This is a genomic window from Salmonella sp. SJTUF15591, from assembly GCF_043356435.1.
Lineage (GTDB): Bacteria > Pseudomonadota > Gammaproteobacteria > Enterobacterales > Enterobacteriaceae > Salmonella > Salmonella enterica.
Genome location: NZ_JBEUJO010000001.1, coordinates 499,495 through 522,020 on the forward strand (window position 1 = coordinate 499,495; position 22,526 = coordinate 522,020).

Annotated in this window: 28 protein-coding genes, 1 tRNA gene and 1 pseudogene; 11 read left to right on the forward strand and 19 right to left on the reverse strand. The window is 48.6% G+C overall.

The genetic code is table 11. From position 1 onward, the window contains the following. Positions 1-33 precede the first annotated feature (33 nt). The gene (locus ABVM99_RS02440; protein WP_023194980.1) at positions 34-1,230 is read right to left on the reverse strand and encodes an anaerobic sulfatase maturase; all 1,197 of its coding nucleotides are present in this window, start codon (positions 1,228-1,230) and stop codon (positions 34-36) included. A 289-nt stretch (positions 1,231-1,519) separates the two neighbouring features. Then, a complete protein-coding gene (locus tag ABVM99_RS02445) occupies positions 1,520-2,266 on the reverse strand; it encodes a MipA/OmpV family protein (protein ID WP_000163762.1) in 747 nt (248 codons plus the stop codon). A 424-nt stretch (positions 2,267-2,690) separates the two neighbouring features. Here ABVM99_RS02445 and yeaG point away from each other — a divergent pair, with 424 nt between their 5' ends. Next, a complete protein-coding gene (gene yeaG / locus ABVM99_RS02450) occupies positions 2,691-4,625 on the forward strand; it encodes a protein kinase YeaG (RefSeq protein WP_001518010.1) in 1,935 nt (644 codons plus the stop codon). A gap of 122 nt (positions 4,626-4,747) precedes the next feature. Beyond that, a complete protein-coding gene (locus ABVM99_RS02455) occupies positions 4,748-6,034 on the forward strand; it encodes a YeaH/YhbH family protein (RefSeq protein WP_000219714.1) in 1,287 nt (428 codons plus the stop codon). A gap of 144 nt (positions 6,035-6,178) precedes the next feature. Here ABVM99_RS02455 and ABVM99_RS02460 read toward each other — a convergent pair whose 3' ends face one another. After that, positions 6,179-6,379: a hypothetical protein gene (locus tag ABVM99_RS02460; RefSeq protein WP_016705258.1), complete on the reverse strand. Its 201-nt coding sequence runs from the start codon at positions 6,377-6,379 to the stop codon at positions 6,179-6,181. A gap of 294 nt (positions 6,380-6,673) precedes the next feature. On the opposite strand from ABVM99_RS02460, the gene dgcJ reads away from it, so the two are divergent. Beyond that, positions 6,674-8,167, forward strand: a complete 1,494-nt coding sequence (gene dgcJ, locus ABVM99_RS02465; RefSeq protein WP_017440988.1) for a diguanylate cyclase DgcJ — start codon at positions 6,674-6,676, stop codon at positions 8,165-8,167. Between the two features lie 49 nt (positions 8,168-8,216). Beyond that, a complete protein-coding gene (locus ABVM99_RS02470) occupies positions 8,217-8,735 on the forward strand; it encodes a YbaK/prolyl-tRNA synthetase associated domain-containing protein (protein ID WP_161397179.1) in 519 nt (172 codons plus the stop codon). On the opposite strand, the gene yoaI is transcribed toward ABVM99_RS02470, so the two are convergent. Continuing rightward, on the reverse strand, positions 8,732-8,839 hold the full coding sequence (gene yoaI, locus ABVM99_RS02475) for a small membrane protein YoaI (RefSeq protein WP_000272239.1): 108 nt from the start codon (positions 8,837-8,839) through the stop codon (positions 8,732-8,734). The genes ABVM99_RS02470 and yoaI overlap by 4 nt on opposite strands. Positions 8,840-9,044: 205 nt before the next feature. Between yoaI and ABVM99_RS02480 the strand changes: the two genes are divergently transcribed. Beyond that, positions 9,045-9,491: a DUF441 domain-containing protein gene (locus tag ABVM99_RS02480; RefSeq protein WP_000460698.1), complete on the forward strand. Its 447-nt coding sequence runs from the start codon at positions 9,045-9,047 to the stop codon at positions 9,489-9,491. On the opposite strand, the gene ABVM99_RS02485 is transcribed toward ABVM99_RS02480, so the two are convergent. Further along, positions 9,471-10,265: a helix-turn-helix transcriptional regulator gene (locus ABVM99_RS02485; protein WP_000579801.1), complete on the reverse strand. Its 795-nt coding sequence runs from the start codon at positions 10,263-10,265 to the stop codon at positions 9,471-9,473. The two genes, ABVM99_RS02480 and ABVM99_RS02485, sit on opposite strands and share 21 nt — an antisense overlap. 100 nt (positions 10,266-10,365) lie before the next feature. Here ABVM99_RS02485 and ABVM99_RS02490 point away from each other — a divergent pair, with 100 nt between their 5' ends. Both ABVM99_RS02490 and ABVM99_RS02495 read left to right on the forward strand, forming a co-directional pair. Beyond that, positions 10,366-11,550 (forward strand): CynX/NimT family MFS transporter, encoded by a 1,185-nt coding sequence (locus tag ABVM99_RS02490; RefSeq protein WP_000205342.1) that lies wholly within the window; start codon positions 10,366-10,368, stop codon positions 11,548-11,550. Between the two features lie 118 nt (positions 11,551-11,668). Beyond that, on the forward strand, positions 11,669-12,016 hold the full coding sequence (locus tag ABVM99_RS02495; RefSeq protein ID WP_001222527.1) for a DUF488 domain-containing protein: 348 nt from the start codon (positions 11,669-11,671) through the stop codon (positions 12,014-12,016). On the opposite strand, the gene ABVM99_RS02500 is transcribed toward ABVM99_RS02495, so the two are convergent. Together ABVM99_RS02500 and ABVM99_RS02505 are read right to left on the reverse strand one after the other, a co-directional pair. Then, positions 12,002-12,313 (reverse strand): hypothetical protein, encoded by a 312-nt coding sequence (locus tag ABVM99_RS02500; protein WP_000487126.1) that lies wholly within the window; start codon positions 12,311-12,313, stop codon positions 12,002-12,004. The two genes, ABVM99_RS02495 and ABVM99_RS02500, sit on opposite strands and share 15 nt — an antisense overlap. Before the next feature lie 68 nt (positions 12,314-12,381). Continuing rightward, positions 12,382-12,633 (reverse strand): DUF333 domain-containing protein, encoded by a 252-nt coding sequence (locus ABVM99_RS02505; RefSeq protein ID WP_000673492.1) that lies wholly within the window; start codon positions 12,631-12,633, stop codon positions 12,382-12,384. A gap of 195 nt (positions 12,634-12,828) precedes the next feature. Between ABVM99_RS02505 and ABVM99_RS02510 the strand changes: the two genes are divergently transcribed. Then, positions 12,829-12,927, forward strand: coding sequence for a YoaK family small membrane protein (locus ABVM99_RS02510; protein ID WP_001589065.1), 99 nt, complete (start codon positions 12,829-12,831; stop codon positions 12,925-12,927). A gap of 138 nt (positions 12,928-13,065) precedes the next feature. Here ABVM99_RS02510 and ABVM99_RS02515 read toward each other — a convergent pair whose 3' ends face one another. From ABVM99_RS02515 to ABVM99_RS02540, 6 genes are all read right to left on the reverse strand, one after another. Continuing rightward, entirely contained in the window at positions 13,066-13,314 is a 249-nt protein-coding gene (locus tag ABVM99_RS02515) for a GlsB/YeaQ/YmgE family stress response membrane protein (RefSeq protein WP_000512149.1), read from the reverse strand. 313 nt (positions 13,315-13,627) lie between these two features. Beyond that, positions 13,628-14,269 (reverse strand): hypothetical protein, encoded by a 642-nt coding sequence (locus ABVM99_RS02520; RefSeq protein ID WP_052938198.1) that lies wholly within the window; start codon positions 14,267-14,269, stop codon positions 13,628-13,630. A 229-nt stretch (positions 14,270-14,498) separates the two neighbouring features. Next, positions 14,499-14,681, reverse strand: a complete 183-nt coding sequence (locus ABVM99_RS02525; protein ID WP_000513733.1) for a DUF1869 domain-containing protein — start codon at positions 14,679-14,681, stop codon at positions 14,499-14,501. 2 nt (positions 14,682-14,683) lie between these two features. Further along, positions 14,684-15,046: a DUF1971 domain-containing protein YeaR gene (gene yeaR, locus ABVM99_RS02530; RefSeq protein WP_001248993.1), complete on the reverse strand. Its 363-nt coding sequence runs from the start codon at positions 15,044-15,046 to the stop codon at positions 14,684-14,686. Positions 15,047-15,218: 172 nt separating this feature from the next. After that, positions 15,219-15,857 (reverse strand): leucine efflux protein LeuE, encoded by a 639-nt coding sequence (gene leuE / locus ABVM99_RS02535; protein WP_000457190.1) that lies wholly within the window; start codon positions 15,855-15,857, stop codon positions 15,219-15,221. Positions 15,858-16,053: 196 nt separating this feature from the next. Next, positions 16,054-16,599 (reverse strand): chorismate mutase, encoded by a 546-nt coding sequence (locus tag ABVM99_RS02540; RefSeq protein ID WP_000617982.1) that lies wholly within the window; start codon positions 16,597-16,599, stop codon positions 16,054-16,056. An 82-nt stretch (positions 16,600-16,681) separates the two neighbouring features. Between ABVM99_RS02540 and ABVM99_RS02545 the strand changes: the two are divergent. Further along, positions 16,682-16,836, forward strand: a pseudogene (locus ABVM99_RS02545) (hypothetical protein). A gap of 78 nt (positions 16,837-16,914) precedes the next feature. Then, positions 16,915-17,163 (forward strand): biofilm/acid-resistance regulator YmgB/AriR, encoded by a 249-nt coding sequence (locus tag ABVM99_RS02550; protein ID WP_000208086.1) that lies wholly within the window; start codon positions 16,915-16,917, stop codon positions 17,161-17,163. Positions 17,164-17,417: 254 nt separating this feature from the next. Here ABVM99_RS02550 and ABVM99_RS02555 read toward each other — a convergent pair whose 3' ends face one another. From ABVM99_RS02555 to ABVM99_RS02580, 6 genes are all read right to left on the reverse strand, one after another. Next, entirely contained in the window at positions 17,418-18,266 is an 849-nt protein-coding gene (locus tag ABVM99_RS02555; protein WP_000190260.1) for a MerR family transcriptional regulator, read from the reverse strand. A gap of 68 nt (positions 18,267-18,334) precedes the next feature. Next, on the reverse strand, positions 18,335-18,928 hold the full coding sequence (locus ABVM99_RS02560; RefSeq protein WP_023195347.1) for a helix-turn-helix transcriptional regulator: 594 nt from the start codon (positions 18,926-18,928) through the stop codon (positions 18,335-18,337). Between the two features lie 144 nt (positions 18,929-19,072). Next, a complete protein-coding gene (gene aadA, locus ABVM99_RS02565) occupies positions 19,073-19,861 on the reverse strand; it encodes a cryptic aminoglycoside nucleotidyltransferase ANT(3'')/ANT(9) (protein WP_023195346.1) in 789 nt (262 codons plus the stop codon). Between the two features lie 108 nt (positions 19,862-19,969). Then, positions 19,970-20,617, reverse strand: coding sequence for a metal-binding protein ZinT (zinT, locus tag ABVM99_RS02570; protein WP_001537483.1), 648 nt, complete (start codon positions 20,615-20,617; stop codon positions 19,970-19,972). A gap of 111 nt (positions 20,618-20,728) precedes the next feature. After that, a tRNA-Arg gene (locus tag ABVM99_RS02575) sits at positions 20,729-20,805 on the reverse strand. Positions 20,806-20,813: 8 nt separating this feature from the next. After that, entirely contained in the window at positions 20,814-21,140 is a 327-nt protein-coding gene (locus ABVM99_RS02580; protein WP_001183699.1) for a four-helix bundle copper-binding protein, read from the reverse strand. A 193-nt stretch (positions 21,141-21,333) separates the two neighbouring features. Here ABVM99_RS02580 and ABVM99_RS02585 point away from each other — a divergent pair, with 193 nt between their 5' ends. Then, a complete protein-coding gene (locus tag ABVM99_RS02585; RefSeq protein WP_000456065.1) occupies positions 21,334-22,467 on the forward strand; it encodes a mechanosensitive ion channel family protein in 1,134 nt (377 codons plus the stop codon). Positions 22,468-22,526 lie beyond the last annotated feature (59 nt).

The window sequence follows — 22,526 nt, forward strand, 5'->3', positions numbered from 1 at the left end:
GGCATCATACCGCGCAAGGGGGCGATTTTCTTGTCACAGACGAACGTCATCCGCAATCATGTCGACGATGCGGGTAATATGCGCGGCGGGTCGCTGATTCAGTAATAATTGACGCATCACATTCATATAGGGCGTCACATGTTGAAAGAACTCCAGATATCCTTTACAGAGATAATTTTGCCGTTCGCCGCCGTCCATGCAAATTCGATGTTTCGGACAACCGCCGTGACAGGCAAAGCGCCACGTACAGTTCTGGCAGCGTGAGGAAAGGTTTGCTTTAGCCGCGCCAAACTGCTGCTGAAAAGGAGAGGCCGCCATTTCTTCTAAAGAGTGTTGCTGCAGATTGCCCAGTTTATAGGCGGGAAAAACAAAATGGTCGCAGCTAAACACGTCGCCATTCTGCTCCACCAGCAAACTTTGCCCGCAGGTCGACTGCATCGTACAAAGCGTGGCGGGCTCCCCCATCCAGACGCCAAGTAAGTTGTCAAAAAGCTGTACGAATATGCGTCCGACATCGTGACGTATCCATTGATCAAAAACATCGCACATAAAGGCGCCCCACCCTTCAGGCGTAACGGAAAAGGGCATCAGCGAAGGCGAATCCTCATTGTCAGATAACGTCAAAGAACGCTGCGCTTTTTGCGCGAGCGGCTCAACAATGGGAATAAATTGCAGGTGTTTACTTTCCAGTTCCTGCGTCAAAAAATGATAAATAGCGTTGCCATGACGGCATGACGCATCATTCACGACAGTGAGCGTGTTGAACTCGACATCATTTGCCTGCAGAAGGCGGATAGCATTAACGACTCGGGAAAAAGACGCCCGCCCTGACGGCGTTCTCCGGTAATTATCATGAACGACTTGCGGCCCATCAATCGATATACCAATCAGGAACTGGTGCTGCGCAAAGAAAGCCGCCCACTCTTCATTGATTAATACGCCATTGGTTTGCAGACTGTTGTAAATAGTTTTGCCGTTGGCATAGCGTTGCTGCAAGCACACCACTTTTTGATAAAAAGAAAGACCGCATAGCGTCGGCTCTCCCCCCTGCCAACAAAACGAGACCTCTGAGGATGGCGTATCATCAATTACCCGGCGGATATACGTCTCCAGCACATCGTCAGACATGACGCGCTGGCCCCGGGGTTTATCAAGATAGAAACAGTACTTGCAGGATAAGTTACACAGACTGCCGCTGGGCTTGGCTACGGTATTGAATACTATGCTCATTCGTCTTACTCGCTGTGAAGAATGGGTATAGCATAAGCGGGACGTGACAGGGCGATATCAGCCAGCATTGCAACAATTATTACGCTAATTGTTAGCGCAGTTGTAATCACCTGGATTTTTCATATAAAAGGCTAGTTTTTTAAATTGATGTAACAAAGTATAAATCACGTAAGGCTGCGCCATCCCCGGTCAACAGCGCATTTATGCAAGCCGCCATGTTCGCGTTTCAGACAGCACAAAGCCTGCATAACGCAGGCTTTGTCATGGTTTTTCCGGCAAATTCAATCAATCAGAATCTATAGGTCACGCCAGTAGAAAGGATACCGGTCCAGGATTTATCCACCATCGGGCTGTCGGTAATTTCATCCGACAGGCGGGTGTAGCGCGCAGTACCATATACGCTCCAGTTACCGGCGAAATTATAGTTAGCGCTAAGTTCAAGATACGGGTTCCAGCTATCGTTCGGGTTATAGCCGCGCAGGCCGCTACGTGAAGATTCTTTACGTGATACGCCGTAATAGTAATCGTTCTGGTTCTCGCTATTCCATTCAACCCCGATACCTGGCGTTAAGGTCAGCCCGCCATTGGTATACCGATACAGCCAGGCCAGATCCCAGACAATACCGTTACTGTTATCTAACGTATCCCCTGCCAGTGAGGTACGCAGGAATCCATACTGGGTGTGATGCGCGTAAGAAACGCCCGCCATCATAGTACTTTTACGCCTGTCCAGACGACGCAACTGATGGTCATCGCTGTCGCCCGGTTTGAAGTACATCGGGGACCAGTATGCCATGATTGACAACTTATCGGCATTGTCATTCCACAAGTAGTACCCGCCGCCCAGACCACGGAACCAGAAGTTTTCGCTTTCATAAGCGATGACCGGTATCGGATAAACATCGCTATCGTAATCTTTATAAGGGTGTTCAACCACACCAACGCCTGCGCCCAACGTCAGGTTGCTTTCAGCGTGCGCGACGCTGGCGGATGTTGCAATAAACACGCCAAGAGCCAGAAGTTTAAGTTTGGTCACAATCCATAATTCCTTATTCAAATGTTCTGCGGCAAAAGTGTAACCGCCAATACCTGTAAGCCCAACTATTTTACACAATGTAACCGTTTAATATCACCACCACCGATTATTTTCAGATGATCGGCTGATGATCGTTATGTGACCGGGAACGCTTTTTCTGATATCCACCAGCCTTTTCTACCTGATGAGTTATTGATATGTCATCGAAATCCACTGACGCGTACAGGCAAGTTTTGCAAATGCCATCTACGCTTAATGTTAAGAAGGTGTATCACCGGACACGTTGATCTTCTGACCAATAAAATGGCATGAGAGTTGCTTTTTTCCTTAGCAGAGACGGCGTTCAGTCTACCTCTTCCGGGAGCCTCTACTATTCATATGAACGGCTCTTAACATGTGCGAAAAAACGAAAGGATGGCATATCATGAATATATTCGATCACTATCGCCAGCGTTACGAAGCTGCCAAGGACGAAGAGTTCACACTGCAGGATTTTCTTACCATTTGTCGGCAAGATCGCAGTGCTTATGCCAACGCGGCAGAGCGGCTATTAATGGCTATCGGCGAGCCTAATATGGTCGACACTGCCCAGGAACCCCGACTTTCCCGACTCTTCTCCAACCGGGTTATTGCTCGCTATCCTGCGTTTGAAGAGTTTTACGGCATGGAAGACGCGATTGAACAGATTGTCTCTTATCTGAAACATGCGGCGCAAGGGCTGGAAGAGAAGAAGCAAATTCTCTATTTGCTGGGACCTGTGGGGGGTGGCAAATCATCGCTCGCTGAACGGCTGAAATCGCTAATGCAGCGCGTGCCAATTTATGTTTTAAGCGCCAACGGCGAGCGTAGTCCGGTCAACGATCATCCGTTATGCCTGTTTAATCCGCAGGAAGACGCGCAGATTCTGGAAAAAGAGTACGGTATTCCGCGCCGCTATCTCGGTACGATTATGTCCCCGTGGGCGGCCAAACGCCTGCATGAGTTTGGCGGCGATATTACTAAATTCCGCGTGGTGAAAGTCTGGCCCTCCATTCTGGAGCAGATTGCCATCGCCAAAACGGAACCCGGCGATGAAAACAACCAGGATATTTCGGCGCTGGTCGGCAAGGTGGATATTCGTAAACTCGAACATCACGCCCAGAACGATCCGGATGCGTATGGTTACTCTGGCGCGCTGTGCCGCGCTAACCAGGGGATCATGGAGTTCGTCGAGATGTTTAAAGCGCCTATTAAGGTGCTGCACCCCTTGCTGACCGCAACTCAGGAAGGTAACTACAATGGTACGGAAGGTATTTCCGCCCTGCCCTTTAATGGCATCATACTTGCCCACTCAAACGAATCTGAATGGGTGACTTTCCGTAACAATAAAAATAACGAAGCGTTCCTCGACCGTGTCTATATTGTGAAGGTGCCTTATTGCCTGAGAATCTCCGAAGAGATCAAAATCTACGAGAAACTGCTTAATCATAGCGAGCTGGCTCATGCGCCCTGCGCGCCGGGCACGTTGGAAACGCTTTCGCGCTTCTCGATTCTTTCCCGCCTGAAAGAGCCGGAAAATTCCAGTATTTACTCGAAAATGCGCGTTTATGACGGTGAAAGCCTGAAAGATACCGACCCCAAAGCTAAATCGTACCAGGAGTATCGCGACTATGCGGGTGTGGACGAAGGGATGAACGGTCTCTCCACCCGATTCGCCTTTAAGATCCTCTCCCGCGTATTCAACTTCGACCATGCGGAAGTGGCGGCAAACCCGGTACATCTGTTCTACGTTCTGGAACAACAAATCGAGCGCGAGCAGTTCCCGCAGGAGCAGGCTGAGCGTTATCTGGAGTTCCTGAAAGGCTACCTGATCCCGAAATACGCCGAATTTATCGGCAAGGAGATCCAGACGGCCTATCTCGAATCTTATTCTGAGTACGGGCAGAACATTTTTGATCGTTACGTGACTTATGCGGATTTCTGGATTCAGGATCAGGAGTATCGCGACCCGGATACCGGTCAACTGTTCGATCGCGAGTCGCTGAACGCCGAACTGGAAAAAATTGAAAAACCAGCGGGTATCAGTAACCCGAAAGATTTCCGTAATGAGATAGTAAACTTTGTCCTGCGCGCCAGAGCCAACAATAGCGGCCGTAATCCAAACTGGACCAGTTACGAGAAGCTGCGCACGGTGATTGAGAAAAAAATGTTCTCCAATACTGAAGAGCTGTTGCCGGTCATTTCTTTTAACGCCAAAACGTCGACTGACGAGCAGAAAAAGCATGACGACTTTGTCGATCGGATGATGGAGAAAGGGTATACCCGTAAGCAGGTTCGTTTGCTGTGCGAGTGGTACCTGCGCGTGCGTAAATCGTCGTGATGTTAATGCCCGGTGGCGCTTGCGCTTACCGGGCCTACAAAGTAATGTTCTGTAGACTGGCTAAGCGTTAGCGCTATCCGGCACTGACAGAACAGGCGCTCAGTTGGCAGTACGGGGGGCATATGACCTGGTTCATAGACCGACGTCTTAACGGCAAAAATAAAAGCACGGTGAATCGCCAGCGCTTTTTGCGTCGTTATAAAGCACAAATTAAGCAGTCGATTTCCGAAGCGATTAATAAACGCTCTGTGACCGATGTCGACAGCGGAGAGTCCGTCTCTATTCCAACCGATGATATTAGCGAACCGATGTTTCATCAGGGGCGCGGCGGTCTGCGCCATCGCGTCCATCCGGGTAACGATCACTTTATCCAGAATGATCGCATTGAGCGTCCGCAAGGCGGTGGCGGCGGCGGTTCCGGTAGCGGTCAAGGTCAGGCCAGCCAGGACGGCGAAGGCCAGGATGAGTTTGTTTTTCAGATTTCAAAAGATGAGTATCTGGATCTGCTCTTTGAAGATTTAGCGCTGCCTAATCTGAAGAAAAACCAGCATCGCCAGCTTAACGAGTATAAAACTCACCGCGCCGGTTTCACCTCAAACGGCGTACCGGCCAATATCAGCGTGGTACGTTCGCTACAAAACTCTCTGGCGCGCCGTACAGCAATGACGGCAGGAAAACGCCGCGAACTGCACGCCCTGGAAACGGAACTGGAGACCATCAGCCACAGCGAACCAGCGCAACTGCTTGAAGAGGAGCGATTACGTCGGGAGATTGCCGAACTACGGGCTAAAATCGAGCGAGTGCCGTTTATCGACACCTTTGATTTACGCTATAAAAATTATGAAAAACGGCCTGAGCCCTCCAGCCAGGCGGTGATGTTCTGTCTGATGGACGTCTCGGGTTCGATGGACCAGGCAACCAAAGATATGGCCAAGCGTTTTTACATTCTGCTCTATCTGTTTTTGAGCCGAACATATAAGAACGTAGAAGTGGTTTATATCCGCCACCATACCCAGGCGAAGGAAGTGGACGAACATGAGTTCTTTTATTCGCAAGAGACCGGCGGGACGATTGTCTCCAGCGCGCTTAAACTCATGGATGAAGTGGTTAAAGAGCGCTACGACCCGGGGCAGTGGAACATCTATGCGGCGCAAGCGTCAGACGGTGATAACTGGGCCGACGATTCACCGCTGTGTCATGAGATTCTGGCGAAAAAACTGCTGCCGGTAGTGCGCTATTACAGCTATATCGAGATTACCCGCCGCGCCCACCAGACCTTATGGCGCGAGTATGAACATCTGCAGGCGACGTTCGATAACTTCGCCATGCAGCATATTCGCGATCAGGAGGATATTTATCCGGTATTCCGCGAATTGTTTCAGAAACAGAGCGCCAATCAAAGCGCATAAATAAATCCGCCCGTTCATATGTCGGGCGGGTTTTAATAAGCCTGGTGTTCGGTTTTTATGACTGAAGCAATTACCCACGAATAGTCTGAATGAAGGTATTCCAGCATATCGGGTAATTTAACCCATTAATAGAATTCCATCATGTTAATAACACCAAGGCCAAGACCAAGGCCCCAAATGTCCTGGTTGCCCCACTCCAGGAGGAACAATGTGACAGGCAGGGACTTTATCAAAAACATGATCCAAAACATGTGAAAAAGGATCATCCGCCATCGCCGACGACGTAAAACCTGCTGCCAGTAATGCAAAAAATAAAATCACAGCCATCTCTTTAAATCGTTTCATAGAGCCTCAGAACGGAAGTAAATTATTATCCTTACCACTTCACACTCCTTTCATCATCATAATAAAGGTTATTTTCTTTTTGTCACAAATAGATCAGTATTGTTGGTTAAAAATTTAGTTTTTATCACAATAGTCACACCTGAAAATATAAACAAAGCGTATTAATTGGTTTATTAAATCGAGAATGATTTTTATTCCATAACATCAACACGTTTTATTTTTAAACAGTCTATTAGAGGAATTCTCATCGCTATGGTAAACTAACGCATCCGACTTTCAGGGCTGTAGTTCATCATGAATTTGCATCATAAAGCGCTCAGGCACTTTATCTCGGCAAGCGTCATCGTTTTGACATCGTCCTTCCTGATTTACGAACTTATTGCCAGCGACAGGGCAATGAATGCCTATATGCGTTATATCATGGAGAGAGCCGATTCGTCGTTTTTGTACGATAAGTACCAGAATCAGAGCATCGCCGCACATTTGATGCGAACTTTTGAAGCGCCGGGAGACCCCGTCACTGCAGAAAAACGCCGCGCGTTTTGCGACGCCTTTGAGGCTATTAACGGTACGCACGGTGTCAACCTGACCCGGCATAATTATCCGGCGCTACATGGTACCCTGCAAACCGCCGCTACACAGTGTACCGATAATCTTGATGACGCCCTTTTACTGCCTGCGTTTGATCAGGCGGTAAGCATCAACCGTTCGCAGGACGACCACAGTCACGGGCTGGGCACACTGGAGCTTAAATTCCGTTATTACGTTGATTTAAATAAACATTATGTCTATTTCTATGATTTAATCAACTCACGGCGCTTCGCCATGCATCGTTGGACTTTTTTACAAAAAGGCACAATGGGTATTAACAGAAAAGATATAGATAAACTTTTTACCGGCCGTACGGTTATTTCAAGTATTTACATGGATGATATTACCCAGGAAAACGTCATGAGCTTTTTAACGCCAGTCTATCTGGCGGGAACGTTAAAAGGTATCGTGATGGTGGATGTTAACCAGGATAATTTAAAAAATATTTTTTATACCCAGGATCGTCCGCTGGTTTGGCGTTATCTTAACGTAACACTAAAGGATATGGACTCCGGAAAAGAAATTATTATTAATCAAAGCAAAAATAATCTGTTTCAATATGTGAATTATAGCCATGATATCCCGGGTGGACTGCGCGTTTCGTTGTCCCTTGATTTAACCTATTTCCTTGTCTCGTCCTGGAAAGCGCTGGCCTTTTACTTACTGGCAACGGCGCTCCTGCTTAATATGGTACGGATGCACTTTCGGCTTTATCGTAACGTCACACGCGAAAATATTAGCGATGCCATGACCGGGCTTTACAACCGTAAAATATTAACACCGGAGCTGGAACAGCGACTGCAACGCCTGGTCAATGCCGGGACGCCGGTGACATTTGTCGCTATTGATTGCGATAGGTTAAAACTGATCAACGATACCCAGGGGCACCAGGAAGGCGACCGAATTATTACCCTGTTGGCGAAAGCGATTAAAACATCGATTCGTAAAAGCGATTACGCCATTCGCCTCGGCGGCGATGAGTTCTGTATTATTCTTGTTGATTACGCGGCGGATTTGGCTATCCATCTGCCGGAGCGTATTATTCGTAACCTGCAAATTATCGCACCGGATAAGACAGTCCATTTTTCTGCCGGGATTTATAATATGCAGCCCAATGATACGATTAATGATGCCTACCAGGCTTCCGATGCGCAGCTCTATCTGAACAAACAACAAAAACAACATCGTTCATCATAGTGCTTCGCAGTAAATGTTCATATTGCACCAGGAGTGAGAAATGGCCGAAATGACTGAAGTCGCGAAGGGTGTCGCTACACACCAACGTTTAGTGGCTTTATTAACCCAGGAGAACGCGCGCTATCGTGTGGTGAACCATGAAGCGGTAGGGAAATGCGAAGCGGTATCTGAAATACGCGGTACTGCGCTGGGCCAGGGCGCAAAAGCGCTGGTCTGTAAAGTCAAAGGCAACGGCGTCAACCAGCACGTTCTTGCTATTCTGGCGGCCGATCAGCAAGCCGACCTCTCTCAGCTTGCTTCACATCTGGGCGGCTTACGCGCTTCCCTTGCCAGCCCGGCGGAAGTCGATATGCTGACCGGCTGCGTTTTTGGCGCGATCCCGCCTTTCAGTTTTCACCCCAATCTGAAACTGATCGCCGATCCGCTCCTGTTTGAGCGTTTCGATGAAATTGCCTTTAATGCCGGCCTGCTGGAAAAATCAGTCATTATGAATACACAGGACTATCTGCGCATCGCCCGACCAGAACTGGCAGTCTTCCGCCGCTTTCAGTCATCGCCAACGGCTTAGTCCCCTTCCCCTTCAAGGAGCAATACAGACACAACGATAATGATAAAAATGGCGAAAAACGACGCCGTAATCATCAGCGCTTCAAGAAACGGTGGATCGTACATAATTGTATCCTCAGGAAGTCAACAATGACGGTTCACCTGTTAGCAATACGCGGCGTTGATGGCAATTTAATGACAACGCCGTTTTTCACGTAGAGATTGTCTTTCAGGCAGTTGCCTGAAATCCGCATCAATCGTTAAAAAGGCCTGTGCGCTTTGCCGTTTGGGCGTAAAGTAGTCAGGCTTACTTTTTGGCAAGGAAACCATAATGTTTGATGTCACTCTGCTGATCCTGCTCGGACTGGCAGCTCTGGGATTTATCAGCCACAACACCACTGTCGCCGTCTCAATTCTGGTGCTGATTATTGTCCGCGTAACCCCGTTGAATACCTTTTTTCCCTGGATTGAAAAACAGGGACTCACCGTCGGGATTATCATTCTGACCATCGGCGTGATGGCCCCCATCGCCAGCGGAACCCTACCGCCCTCCACATTGATCCACTCTTTTGTGAACTGGAAATCGCTGGTCGCGATTGCCGTCGGCGTTTTCGTCTCCTGGCTGGGCGGCCGCGGCATTACGCTGATGGGAAACCAACCGCAGCTCGTCGCCGGGCTGCTGGTCGGTACGGTACTTGGCGTCGCGCTGTTTCGCGGCGTGCCGGTCGGCCCACTGATTGCGGCGGGGCTGGTCTCTTTAATTGTGGGGAAGCAGTAACTCGCCCGTCAGATACTGGCCTGGCGTCTGCCCCAGGCCTTTTTTAAACATGGTAATGAATGCCGTGGTGGAATCATAACCCAGCATTTGCGCCGTCTGCTGTACATTACGTCCCGCGATCAGCGCTTGTAGCGCCAGGATTAATTGCAACTGATGACGCCAGCGACGAAAGCTTAGTCCCGTCTCTTTGACGACCAACCGGGCAAGGTTACGCTCGCTCATCGCGAATACGCTGGCCCACTGCCCTAATGTATTCCATCGCGCGGGCTCCTGCGCCATTGTCTCAACCATTTGGCGGATTTTCGGATGCCCCGATACCGGTAATTGCAATTGTTCCTGCGGCTGCTGCGGCAGTTCATCAAACAACACCTGAATAAGGCGCTGCGTTGGCATTTGCGCTCTTTCGGAATCGGTTCTGCGCGCCAGCGACAAAATCAACTCCCGGCATAACGGCGAAATTTTCAGCGTGCAGCAACGCTCCGGCATGACGACCGCTGCAGGTTCAATAAATAAAAAGCACAGTTCCGCCCCTGCGGTCACATGATTACTGTGCGGCAGCGAGCCGGGGAGCCAGACGGCATACTGGGGCGGAACCATCCACATCGCATTTTCCACCTCACAGGTGATCGCGCCGTGCAGAGCGAGAATCAACTGTCCCTTGCGATGCTGATGGCTAGGGCTAAACAGTTCATCATCCCTGGCGCGAATACAAAAGGCCACAGCGGCATCGTGGTGAAGGTCGGGATCGTAACCGTCCAGTCTCAGGCCAATCATTATATTGTCCGATTTTAGCGATAAATTGTCATTTTAGCTTGATTCATCCAAACAGTAAAAACTGTTAAGGTATCGCCTCGCCTGACGAGATGAGAAAACGATGACGACAGCCCTTTCACCACGCGGCAAACAGGGCGCTTTACTGATTGCCGGTATTTTGATGATAGCCACTACGCTGCGCGTAACATTTACCGGCGCTGCGCCGTTGCTGGAGACAATCCGTTCGGATTACGGTCTTTCCACCGCCCAGACGGGCCTGCTAACAACCTTGCCGCTTCTGGCGTTTGCACTGGTTTCGCCGCTGGCGGCCGGTATTGCCCGCCGGTTTGGGATGGAACGCAGTCTGTTTGCCGCAATGCTGCTGATTTGCGCGGGTATTGCCCTCCGCTCCCTGCCCTCCGCTGCATTGTTGTTTGCCGGAACTGCCATTATTGGGTGCGGGATAGCGCTGGGTAATGTGCTGCTACCAGGATTGATTAAGCGCGATTTTTCACAACATGTCGCCAGGCTGACGGGCGCGTATTCATTGACGATGGGCGCCGCCGCCGCGTTGGGGTCCGCGCTGGTGGTTCCGCTGGCGTTGCACGGTTTTGGCTGGCGCGGCGCGCTGTTAATGCTGATGCTGTTTCCGCTGTTGGCGTTTCTTATCTGGTTGCCGCAGTGGCGCACTACCCGCTCAGCTAACCTGAGTAGCTCCCGGGCATTACATGAACGTGGTATCTGGCGTTCGCCTTTAGCCTGGCAAGTTACGTTGTTTCTGGGACTTAACTCACTGATTTATTATGTGATTATCGGCTGGTTACCAACAATACTCATCAGCCACGGTTACAGCGAAGCACAGGCAGGATCGCTACATGGCCTGCTGCAACTGGCGACCGCAGCGCCTGGGTTAGCTATTCCGCTTATTTTGCATCGCTTTAACGATCAACGCTGGATTGCCGCGCTGGTCTCACTATTGTGCGCAGTGGGCGCGGCGGGGCTTTGGTTTGTGCCGGGCCAGGCTGTCATCTGGACGCTACTGTTCGGCTTCGGTTCAGGCGCGACGATGATCCTCGGCCTGACGTTTATCGGCCTGCGCGCCAGTTCGGCGCATCAGGCGGCGGCGCTTTCCGGCATGGCGCAGTCGGTCGGGTATTTACTGGCGGCATGTGGGCCGCCCGTCATGGGAAAACTTCATGATGCCAGCGGTAGCTGGTATCTGCCGCTATCGGGCGTAACGGTTCTGGCTATCATCATGGCGATTTTCGGCCTCTACGCCGGACGCGATCGAGAGATAGCGTCATAAATAAACCTGATACCCACTTGAATGCCTGATGACGCTTCGTTTATCAGGCCTGATCCATTAAAATCATTACCGCTATCCGACAAAAGTACCGTAAGCGACACCAACACAGGAGGGAAAAATGCGAATCCAGTGTAAGCGCGTCTATTTCCCGGCGGAAAAAGACGATGGTTATCGGGTATTGGTTGACAGGCTATGGCCGCGCGGCATTAAAAAAGCAGCGCTGGTCTATGATGAATGGAATAAGGCCATTACGCCCTCCACCGAATTGCGCAAAGCCTTTCATAGCGAACTGATTGATTTTAACCACTTCGCGCAGCAATACCGGGCAGAACTTGCGCAACAGCATCAAGAAGGCAAACGGCTGGCGGATATTGCCCGACACCAACCGCTAACGTTGCTATACGCCGCTAAAGATACTCGCCAGAACCATGCCATTGTGCTGGCAGAGTGGCTACGAGAGCTGTGATTGTCGTGCCGCCGCCTGGCCTGGTTGTCTGTCCGGGGACAACGGCATCAAATGTTCTGCCCGCACCCAGGCAAAACCGTGCTGACCATCGGCGGAGGCTACATCGCCCGTGACCAGCCACAGCGCCCGAGGCGCTTCTTTCGGCAGTAAGGTGACGTGTCCATTTACCGGGTTAATGAATTCATCTCCGGGTTGACACAGGCAAAATAGCTCAACCGATTTACCAATATTCTGCCGTCCGGCGGGTGTTTTAGCGCCAATAACTATTGCCAACGCGCCCGGCTTTAACTGAAACATATTTTCTTGCGCCGCATGAAACTCATTATCAGATTGTTCTTAATCATATCCCGTCGGACCGCAGGTTGTCACTTTTTCGTATCAGGGTGCTCTCTGCGCCATAATGTCCACTCATCAATGATTTCGCCATTGGGCAATTTGCAATCGGAACGCACGCCTTGTGGGGTCTGCACCGGCATCAGCGTACCGCCCTGTTGCTCACAGTAGACGGCTGCCGGATTAGGCATCCCAATACGCGGCGGTCGGGGGGCGTTGGGTTGCGACGATGAACAAGCGCTCAGCAGCAATACGCCTGGCAACGCAATCCACGTAAATTTCATAACGACTCCTTAAAGCGATATTTTGTCCAGGATAACCTGGCGGGTACGCTATTTCCATACTTTCTGTCAGCGCTTTAGTGGGTGTTTATCCCGGGTTAAGTCAGTAATAACCACGCCCTGTCACAAAGCAACCGACCTTTTGTCGCTGAGAAAACCCTGCTATTCTGGCGCCCCCTGAACAGTGAAGGTAATAGCATGAGAGTGGGTATCCTCTTCCCTGTCGTCATTTTCATTACGGCAATATTATTTTTGGCATGGTTTTTTATTGGCGGTTACGCCGCGCCGGGAGCATAACCATGAGGAAAACAACGATGGTGTTGATGGGCATCGCGCTAATTGCGGCGGCGGGTACCGAACTGGGCTGGTGGTAAATTCATTTTGAATAATAAAGGCTACCTGTCGTAGCCTTTATTATCTCTGAAAGTTCTGCGTTTAGCTTTTGATTTTTCTGTAGATTAACAGCACGACAATCGCGCCGATCACCGCGACTGCAAAGCTGCCGAAGTTGAAACCATCCACTTTGCCAAAGCCAAAGAACGTACTGATCCATCCTCCGACTACCGCACCAACGATCCCCAGAATGATCGTCATAAAGAATCCGCCGCCATCTTTACCTGGCATGATCCACTTAGCCAAAATACCCGCAATAAGTCCAAAAATAATCCATGAAAGAATGCCCATTTTTTCCTCACTTATGTCTTAACGTTAGCGGTTTATTTGCCGTTAAAAAGAATAGCACATCGTCAGGAAAGTGAAGTTTGTGATGTCCATCACCTTTTAGCGTCGTGGATAAAAGCGCATAAATATCAGGGTTGCAATCATTAATGATAACGATTATCTTTATCAATACCGAGTGGTTGAGTTTATAACCCACCTGTTCGGTACGACATTGCTCACATTGCTTCCAGTATTATTTGCCCGCCTCACCGAGTGCGGGCTTTTTTTGCTAACCGCTATCTATCCCATGCCGAATTCATGGTCTTTTTCAGCCGCGCTATTTTGCGTGATACGGGGTCATCTCCAGCGCCGTACATTCATCCTGCTTGTCCTGCTGCATAAACCCCACGGTCACCATAAACAAACCGATCATAAATGGCACTTCATAAAGCTCTTCAATCAAATCCGTGTAACGAGCGTTATGCAGGAATATCGGCGACAACCACCGATGATGCTCGACAGTGTCGGAAATCAGATATGAACATGCCGTCACGGTAAACAGCCACAATGGCAGAGGAGCGTCCCGTAGGCGACGAACAATCTCCTTACGTAGCCCGGCAGAAAACAGGACTGGCAATACCAACGCAGCAATTAATAGCACTGAAATCGTTCTGAACAGCATACGCGGCTCGTCAGGGAAATAGTCACGCCCCCAACTGGTGCTTCTACCCAATAGCACCACCCACCAGACAACAGCCCATAGCCAAAACTGCTTTGCCCCTTCGGGACGGGAAAGTGGCCGTATATACCAGGCGGTAAATAGCGCCCCAAACAGTAACCATAACGCTTGTCCGTTTTCAATCCATCGGACCACCACGCCGTTAAGCAAAGGCAATTGCCAGTCCGCCGTAAACGGGATGACCACAGCGGCAAGCGCAAGAGTAAGTGCTGACGAAGTTAATCGGGTATCGAGTTTCATGATTATAAGACTCTTCTGGTTTTTAATACCCAATCATAAGTTTTATGAATACGCTCTCATTAGCAAACAATGCGATATTCTTAATGTTTTCTTAATGTTTCTTTTCAACCCATGTCTGATGTAAATAAACAGCGCTTTTCAATACGCAAAAACCGCATCACGCTGGCGACGCGCGATGCGGCTTCTCATTTAAAGAATCACTTTATATCAAATAGATACTACAAGATCCTTACCAACCGCAAACGTCGTGTTCGTTTTCGGTATCGTAGGAACGCACGGTATTGACCAAATCCTTCACAACTTCTGCTGCAACTTCAGGTACCAGCAACGTCATCGGTGCTTCCGTTTCATAGTCCACAGAGACGCCGTTGCTATTATTCGTGACCGTGACGGTATAAGTAGCTTTTCCCATTATTATTCTCTCCCGGCATGAATGACTTTTCGTGAGGTCGCCCCTTCCATCAGTACTTCCGGCGCGACAAAAAAGTCGATGTTAAAATAGGTATCATCCGTCATGACCTCAATATTGTGCCACTTTTCCGGAGGAAACACGCCAAACTCGCCGGCATTGATCACCATGATCTCTTCCGGCTCAGAGCAATGTTCATCAGCGTATCCGAGATATTTGACCGCCCCCTGCATCACCGAGAGACGAGGATAAACGCCGGGTCGCGTTCCCTTATCAAGGTGGCGTTCGAAAATTCCGGCAGGCGCCGTCTCTTTGTTCCAGAATGGCGTGGAACGTGTATGGATATGATTTTGTGGAATTTGCCGCATTTGCTTCCCTCTTCCCGCAGGTTACTCAACGATAATCTCATCGCTGTCGTAAAAAGGTTACGCTCCAAAAACAGCATTTTAAATACCATTTATTGGTTACTATTTTGCTGTTTTCCACGCGATAAAACCGAAAGGAGAGCAATGACCCGCCGTTGTCGACGGGTTCAGGGGGTTAAGACTGGAGCGTTGCCAGCCGGGCGGCAAATCCGACGAAAAGAAGGCCAATCAAAGAATTGCCCACTTTTGCCAGTTTCTTTTTGGTACCAATATAGTGGGTTACAAAAGCGCCAGAAAGAATTAAAAAGCTCAGATAGCAAAAACTGACGATTTCAAGGGTGGTGGCCAAAATAAAAAATGACACCCCAGTATGCGGCGCAGTAACGTCAATAAATTGCACAAAAAAGGAAACATAAAAAAGTATAGCTTTAGGATTCGTCAGGCTAAGAATTAAAGCACGCTTAAAAATAGCGCCAAAAGGAACTACCGTTTCCGTCGCCGCACGCCCCTTTGAGGTCAGCGTAGCGTAAAGGATTTTTGCGCCAAGGTAGAGCAGATAAAACGCGCCGAGATAGCGAACAATGTTAAACAGAACCGGCGTTGTTTTGATCAGCGTCGCCACGCCCGCATACGCCAGAAACATTAATATCGCATCGCCGATAAACACGCCGCATGCGGCAAGATATCCTCCTTTAACCCCGCGTCCTACGCTGTTTTTAAGCACAAAAAGCGTATTCGGCCCCGGCACCAGAACGATAAAAATCGCCCCGACCAGGTACGTCCAATAATTCAGAACACCATACTCCGCGAACACATTAACCTCTTCCTGAAAACATTTACGCTTAGCTGCGAAACAGTATGCTAACGAATGAACCGGAAGATGGGAAGCGAAACCACGTCTCTCCAGCCGCTATTCCGCCACGCTTATATCCCCATCACCCAAAAACGTTCTTGTATCGCAACCCCCGCAGACAACCACCAGGTATTGGCCCACGTTTCCTCATGGGGGATTAACGCGCGCGTCGTACCAAAGACAGGGCTGCCAACACATCACTGATATCGCTCTCATTCAGATTCGGCGCATTAAACTTCGCTCTCAGCCACACCATATCCTCGTGGCTGAAAGCGCCGACCATCAAGCGCTGGCTGATGATGATCAACATTTGATTATCAAGTTGTCGAATACGTTGCCGGGTGACCGACAAGGTTTGTATCGGAAAGGAGGGTTCTGGGCCGGTTCGCCACTGCGCTAAATAGCGGTACTGTATCGCTTTACTGGCATCCATTAGCGAACGAATAAAAGGGGTTATCGAATGCGGGTCCAGACCGTTATTTTTCGCTTCTTCTTCAGCCTCGGCAAAAACATTTTGTTCACGCGTGAAATCCTCTATCGGCAGATGGTGCTTCATTTTATAAGCAGCCACATCTTTCATTAATAACATGCGTTCATTGAGCGCGGTTAAGAGTGCGCCAAGCGATACCGACGTTACCGAATCGGCAAAAGTGGTGCTGCACATCAATAAAGAACAAAGAAAAATGGCGATATGACGAATCATTAATCAACCTCCTTTTACGGAGGCCTGACAGTAATTTACCTTTATTAAGATAACATTAAGTAATTATTACAGATTGGTATTAATGTTTATTCGTTTAAACTGGAGTGATAAAAAGAACAGGCCGTTGATTCTGCGGAATCTTCACCTTCATTTAAAGTGTATAAAATATACAACAAATTACACAAATGTGATACGCGTCACGTTTTTATGATTTTTTATTACAGTTTTATGATATAGGTCTAATTTTAATAGGTCACTAATTTCTCTCCCCCGCTCAGGGAGATCGGCTTCAATTTACATCGAATATGGTGAAATATGACTACCATTACACTAGTCAACGAACAAAATAGTACTGGCAATCCTTTTTCTGCACATATGTTATGTGAACAGCGGGCTATTCAGGAAATTACTTACGAACTATTGCAATCGCAGCAGCATGTCTCAAATAAGGATATCATCGCCAAACTTATTGAAAAACTGGAAACAGAAAAAGACGTAGTGCAGCTTGATATTTACCGTAATGCCTTAGAAGCCGTTTTGTTTCAGACACCTGACGACATCTAATATATACCCAAAATAATTCGAGTTGCTTAAAGGCGGCAAGGGAGTGAGTTCCCAGGAGCATAGATAACTATGTGACTGGGGTGAACGACAAATCTGCCGGGAGCAGATTTGAACGTCGCGTGCGACGGCCCGTCAGGGCGAGGCCCATGGATGGGCCGAGTAATCCGTAGCCAACACATAAGCAACTTGAAGTATGAAGGGTATAAACAAGGGAGGGGGTTACTCCTCCCCTGTTCGTTAATAATGCAGATGCCTCAACGTGCGGTGCCTGATTTTTCGTAGCCGTTTGCATGGATTTGCGGTGCAACATGCTGCATGCTTTCTGGCATCTCATGCTGCCGATATACGGCTGGCAGTAATGTTAAGCATGAGCCATTTTTCACATGAAGACTAAATTTACCCGATTCTTTTAAAGCCTGAATAAGATTTTCCTGCGCGGGAGTTAATGTCTCATCATGCCACAGAACAATATGCTCGAAAGACGTTGATAAAAGATCGGGCATCGGCGCCTGCCAGGGGATGACTTCAACTCGCATACCTTCACTACAATATTTAATCGTTTCCAGCCATAGCTCAATGGGGTCGTTCAGCGAAAACGCAGCAATAAGCATTGTGCCTGCTGGCGCCTTTCGTACGCTACTTAGCTGGAACGTGGCGTATTCAATAATCGCAGTATCCAGTAATGCCTTTTCAAATCGGCGTGCATCATCATCGCCTGCGGACAACCACAGCCGTAAAGGACGCAGTATTGACTCAATTACGATACACGGCGGAATTTCCCGACCATAACGCCAGAGTAATTTTCGCAATTTGGCGGGTTCGAATTTTCTACACTGCGCTAAAATCTCTTCCTGGTAGAATAACCATCCCGAGCGGCAATGCGTTTCTTCACCATAGAGGGCGGGTTTAATCTCTTTTAATGAAAAGCCTTTGCTTAACGCGTCGATAATATGCTGTATTCTGATAGCATCTTCTATGCAATAAAAACGATTGCCAGCTTCATCTTTGGTAGGTTGAAGCAGGCCATAGCGTTCCCAGGACCTGATATTTGCTGTTGTGACACCACACTGCGCCGCCATTGCGCTAATACTAAAAGTAGCCATGCCTGTCTGGCCTCATGATGATGTAAGAAAGCATAGTGAACCTAAACGCCATCAGAAGCAAATCATTATTAAGCAATGACCTTACTATTTACACGGGAAATTACATTACCAACATTATTTATTGTAAGCCAGTGCATAAAGGCTTTAGAGACGGACAGTATTTGATAATCCAGAACTGTTCTACAACCTAATTTAGTCAGAACATGGTAGCGTACTGAGTAAATAGTTTTTAAATGTACATTTAGCTCACAGCTTATTTGTCGGATATCCATTCCTTTAACAAGCATCGCCAAAACATTTCTTTCATTCGCCGTTAATCTGACTTTCTCTGACCTGGGAAAAAATTGACCAGCAGCGGCCAAAATCAGTAACTCACGCCACTCAGCAATAGAGGCATCGACCTTTATTCGATATATAGCATGATGTTCATCAATAAAGTTATATTCATTATGGGTAACAATCCCAATGAGTACCGTTTTAAATGCGGAAGTAATATACTGCTGTACGGTGTAGTAATCGTCGATATCAAAAATAATATAATTTACGTTACCAGCTATTATTGCGACGTCCTTAAATAAGGACTCCAGACCATAATTAAGAAACAGGTTTTCGCTCAATAGTTTTGTATCTGTCTTTAAAACAGATGATGCGGAACCAGTCATATCCACCTCAACAAAACGAGAGCCATGTGGAAATATCCATTCGATGGCCCGCATAAGATCATCTGCTTACTTCAGCGATGAGAACCTATTAAGTAGTAGTTGAGGAACGCCGTTTGCGCAACCTGACAGACGTCCTGGGGCATCTTATGTGAACTGCGTGGGGATGTGCGCTTTGGCAAAATCCACAAAGCGTACGACCGCAGGCAGCAAAATATGCCAGTCCTGTTGCTCCAGACCTAAATATTCACGCTGCGCCGCACGCAACGTAGCAGCATACTCTTCTGGCAACTGAGGTAACAGCCAGTCAGCCGCCGCATCCTTAGAGGTAAATCTCCCGGTAGAAAGGGTGTACCAGATACGCGCCAGGGTTAAAACGATATGATACTCATCTCCCTGCACATCTGCCGTGGATTGCCAAAGGTCGAGGGGATAACGCAAGGCCTTCAGCAACTGCGCCGCAGGGGCTGGCGTGAACAGCCGTTCCGCGCGTTCTCCCTTTAGCGGTATACTGGTTTCCAGAATTTGGGTTATCAGTAACACAATGTCCCAGTCCTGTTGCGCTGGTTCATAAATCCCCTGACAAATGTCCTCTCTTAGCCACTCGCCAAATTGCATTTCCCGGGCAGGTGGAAAACACCAGGGAACCAGCTGCGAATAAAGCACGACAGTGACCTCCAGAGCGCGTTTTTCTGCCGACGCCCCCGGCGGCGATGAAAGCGCCAGCAATTCCTGCATCAGCGTTGCGCGTTGGGCCTCCGTCAGCGGCTGGCATATTGTCACCAGCAGATCAATGTCGCTGTTTGGCTTCAGACCGCCCGCGACAGCGGAACCATATAAATGAATAGCACGCAACGTATCGCCTGTGACACGAGTAATCAGGCGACATGCCGCTTCCGTTTGGCATTGAATCGAGGGCGGTATGGACAGCGTCATCATCGCTCCGGGGGCGCAGGTATTTTTTATATTGATTGCCAGAAATATGGCATAACGGCAGAAAAAAAGCTCGCTATTCATAGCGAGCTTTTAACATTGCAATCAGACTTAATGATGTAGCATTTCGTCAACGACCTCATTCGCCTTTAACTGATAAGGATAATAGGTAGGCCAGTTTTCCATCTCTTGCAACAATGCCTGCTGCGAGGTATTTCCCATAAAGATATGGAAGTGCGCCGATTTGCGCGGGGCAATGATATGATCGCTAAACTGAACATATTTAGGCGCTTTGCTATTCGCATCTTTACATTCGAACAGGTAGCGCACCCCTTTTTTACCCGATGCGTAAGTCAGAATTTTATAGCCGGCATAATTGTATTTACAGGATGCAACGTTATTGTCGCGATGGAATTCTATAACGCCATTTTCAATGCCAATAGTCTCAACATTCGTCGCGTATCCTTTGCGATAATACGCTTTAATATCCTCAAACGTTTTCTCCGGGTCTTTCTTCGCCTTTTGTCTGAAGACAGGGTCCAGCTCGCCGCTGACCAGGTAAGGATAGACGGATTGCCACATACCATCCCAGTCGGTGAGCGCGCGATCGCGTACATTGGCGTCATCAAACACGCCCGCTGCCGCTTTTTGCTCAACCTCCGTCATCGGCGCGCCATGAGCATGATGACCATGCGCGAAGGCAGGACTATTTACCAACAGCATTCCCAGAAGCATTGTCAGTTTTTTTAAATGAATCACCAAAACGTTACCCTCATCTTTCTTAGAAAGATGATTGTTATATTATAACATTGCATTTATTTCAACAGAAACTCAGCGGCCACCGCGCTGGTGGCCTTTTTTGATATCAACTGGTCCGCCATCGAGGAATTGAACCCCGAACCTTAGAGGTAGAAGCTCTATGCTCTATCCGGTTGAGCTAATGGCGGAAGAAAAATTACGCGGCCATTTTAAGGCAGGCGTCTGCGCATTGGCTGCATGCCCGCGCGCAATTCTGGCAATGGTCGTGATCGTGCCTTGCACACTCTTCGGCGCAGGCTTTGCAGATATCCGCGCACAGGCGGCATAATTTTTGTGAGTACTCGCTTTCCAATGCCATAAATTGCGCCGCCAGGCGACAAATGGCCGCACATTGCATATCTAACTGGATGCAGTGCTTCATCATTTCGACGTTATCTTCACGCAGACAAGAAGAGGCGCAGATATCACACGCCGCCGCGCATTCATAACACTGCTCAATACACTCACGATGTTCTTGTTGCATAAATGACTCCTTATTTTATTAAGAGGAGTAGATAAGTCTGCACAGAAACGCCGGGATAGCCAAACGGCTACCCCTCTTTTTCATACTTTTTGAACAAAAGTGCTGAATAAAACAGCAATAGTAAAGCCGGAAATCGGCCTCCGTGATGTGACGTCTATACTGTAATGTTCATCTGCTTTTCATCGGAGGTAAAATGGAGTATTTAGCACGACTAAATATCGTTGCGATGCTGATGTCAACGACGTTCTGGATCAATCTGGCGGTCGTTTTTTTCGTCACCCTCATTACTTACTGGCTCATCAACTGGCTACTTAATGTGGTCTATAAAGCGCTACAACGCCCGGATAAAAAGGATGATGCTCATGGGCGGCTGCGGCCTATTGTTTTCGAGATGCTGAAAAAGACCAGTAAGATGCTAATCTTTTTTGCCGCATTTCTCTTTAGCCTGCGCTTTGTCGCCCTGCCCGACCGGTTATTCTCTACCCTCTCTCACGCCTGGTTTTTAGTGGTTGCGATTCAAATGGCGATTTGGCTTGATCAGGGCGTACAGTCATGGATGCGTCATTTACTGTATGCCCCAGGCTCCAATAAAAACCCGGTGACGTTAGTCATTCTTGGTATGATTTTGCGCGTGCTCGTCTGGTCTATGATGTTGCTCTCCATCCTGGCGAACGTCGGCGTGGATATTACCGCACTGGTAGCCAGCCTCGGCGTGGGCGGTATTGCTATTGCCCTGGCGGTACAAACCGTTCTGAGCGATGTCTTCGCTTCGCTGTCGATTGGTTTCGATAAGCCCTTCGAGATCGGCGATTTCGTCGTCTTTAATGATGTAGCCGGTACGATTGAACATATCGGTTTGAAAACCACCCGCATCCGTAGCCTCAGCGGCGAACAGATCGTTTGTGCGAACGCGCAGTTGTTGCAGCAAACCATACACAACTATAAGCGGATGCAAACGCGTCGTATCGTGTTTACTTTTGGCGTCGCCACTGCGACACCGCCGGAAAAGTTACGCCTCATCGGCGATATGGTGAAAAAGATTATTACCGATGTCGGCGAAACACAATTCGACCGCGCCCATCTACTGGCCTTTGGTCAGGATCGGCTGACCTATGAGGTGGTGCATATCGTCAATACCGCGGATTACAATAAATACATGGATATTCAGCAAGAGATAAATATCCGTATTATTGAAAAACTCATTGAGAATGATATCGAACTGGCGCTGCCAAGTCTGGTCGTTAGAGCCCCTGTACAGGTTGAAGAGACCAGGGACTACAGTAATACCGCTGATGCAAAAAACGCAGATAAACGCGTCATGCAGTAAAATCTCTGCCGACAATACCGGGAACCCATGGGTTCCCGGTGCGTTAACGGCGACACGGC

Coding starts and splice junctions, on each gene's coding strand:
- ABVM99_RS02440 (WP_023194980.1), bottom strand. CDS start 1,230: ATGAGCATAGTATTCAATACCGTAGCCAAGCCCAGCGGCAGTCTGTGT.
- yeaG (WP_001518010.1), top strand. CDS start 2,691: ATGAATATATTCGATCACTATCGCCAGCGTTACGAAGCTGCCAAGGAC.
- ABVM99_RS02455 (WP_000219714.1), top strand. CDS start 4,748: ATGACCTGGTTCATAGACCGACGTCTTAACGGCAAAAATAAAAGCACG.
- ABVM99_RS02460 (WP_016705258.1), bottom strand. CDS start 6,379: ATGAAACGATTTAAAGAGATGGCTGTGATTTTATTTTTTGCATTACTG.
- dgcJ (WP_017440988.1), top strand. CDS start 6,674: ATGAATTTGCATCATAAAGCGCTCAGGCACTTTATCTCGGCAAGCGTC.
- ABVM99_RS02470 (WP_161397179.1), top strand. CDS start 8,217: ATGACTGAAGTCGCGAAGGGTGTCGCTACACACCAACGTTTAGTGGCT.
- yoaI (WP_000272239.1), bottom strand. CDS start 8,839: ATGTACGATCCACCGTTTCTTGAAGCGCTGATGATTACGGCGTCGTTT.
- ABVM99_RS02480 (WP_000460698.1), top strand. CDS start 9,045: ATGTTTGATGTCACTCTGCTGATCCTGCTCGGACTGGCAGCTCTGGGA.
- ABVM99_RS02485 (WP_000579801.1), bottom strand. CDS start 10,265: ATGATTGGCCTGAGACTGGACGGTTACGATCCCGACCTTCACCACGAT.
- ABVM99_RS02490 (WP_000205342.1), top strand. CDS start 10,366: ATGACGACAGCCCTTTCACCACGCGGCAAACAGGGCGCTTTACTGATT.
- ABVM99_RS02495 (WP_001222527.1), top strand. CDS start 11,669: ATGCGAATCCAGTGTAAGCGCGTCTATTTCCCGGCGGAAAAAGACGAT.
- ABVM99_RS02500 (WP_000487126.1), bottom strand. CDS start 12,313: ATGTTTCAGTTAAAGCCGGGCGCGTTGGCAATAGTTATTGGCGCTAAA.
- ABVM99_RS02505 (WP_000673492.1), bottom strand. CDS start 12,633: ATGAAATTTACGTGGATTGCGTTGCCAGGCGTATTGCTGCTGAGCGCT.
- ABVM99_RS02510 (WP_001589065.1), top strand. CDS start 12,829: ATGAGAGTGGGTATCCTCTTCCCTGTCGTCATTTTCATTACGGCAATA.
- ABVM99_RS02515 (WP_000512149.1), bottom strand. CDS start 13,314: ATGGGCATTCTTTCATGGATTATTTTTGGACTTATTGCGGGTATTTTG.
- ABVM99_RS02520 (WP_052938198.1), bottom strand. CDS start 14,269: ATGAAACTCGATACCCGATTAACTTCGTCAGCACTTACTCTTGCGCTT.
- ABVM99_RS02525 (WP_000513733.1), bottom strand. CDS start 14,681: ATGGGAAAAGCTACTTATACCGTCACGGTCACGAATAATAGCAACGGC.
- yeaR (WP_001248993.1), bottom strand. CDS start 15,046: ATGCGGCAAATTCCACAAAATCATATCCATACACGTTCCACGCCATTC.
- ABVM99_RS02540 (WP_000617982.1), bottom strand. CDS start 16,599: ATGATTCGTCATATCGCCATTTTTCTTTGTTCTTTATTGATGTGCAGC.
- ABVM99_RS02550 (WP_000208086.1), top strand. CDS start 16,915: ATGACTACCATTACACTAGTCAACGAACAAAATAGTACTGGCAATCCT.
- ABVM99_RS02555 (WP_000190260.1), bottom strand. CDS start 18,266: ATGGCTACTTTTAGTATTAGCGCAATGGCGGCGCAGTGTGGTGTCACA.
- ABVM99_RS02560 (WP_023195347.1), bottom strand. CDS start 18,928: ATGACTGGTTCCGCATCATCTGTTTTAAAGACAGATACAAAACTATTG.
- aadA (WP_023195346.1), bottom strand. CDS start 19,861: ATGACGCTGTCCATACCGCCCTCGATTCAATGCCAAACGGAAGCGGCA.
- ABVM99_RS02580 (WP_001183699.1), bottom strand. CDS start 21,140: ATGCAACAAGAACATCGTGAGTGTATTGAGCAGTGTTATGAATGCGCG.
- ABVM99_RS02585 (WP_000456065.1), top strand. CDS start 21,334: ATGGAGTATTTAGCACGACTAAATATCGTTGCGATGCTGATGTCAACG.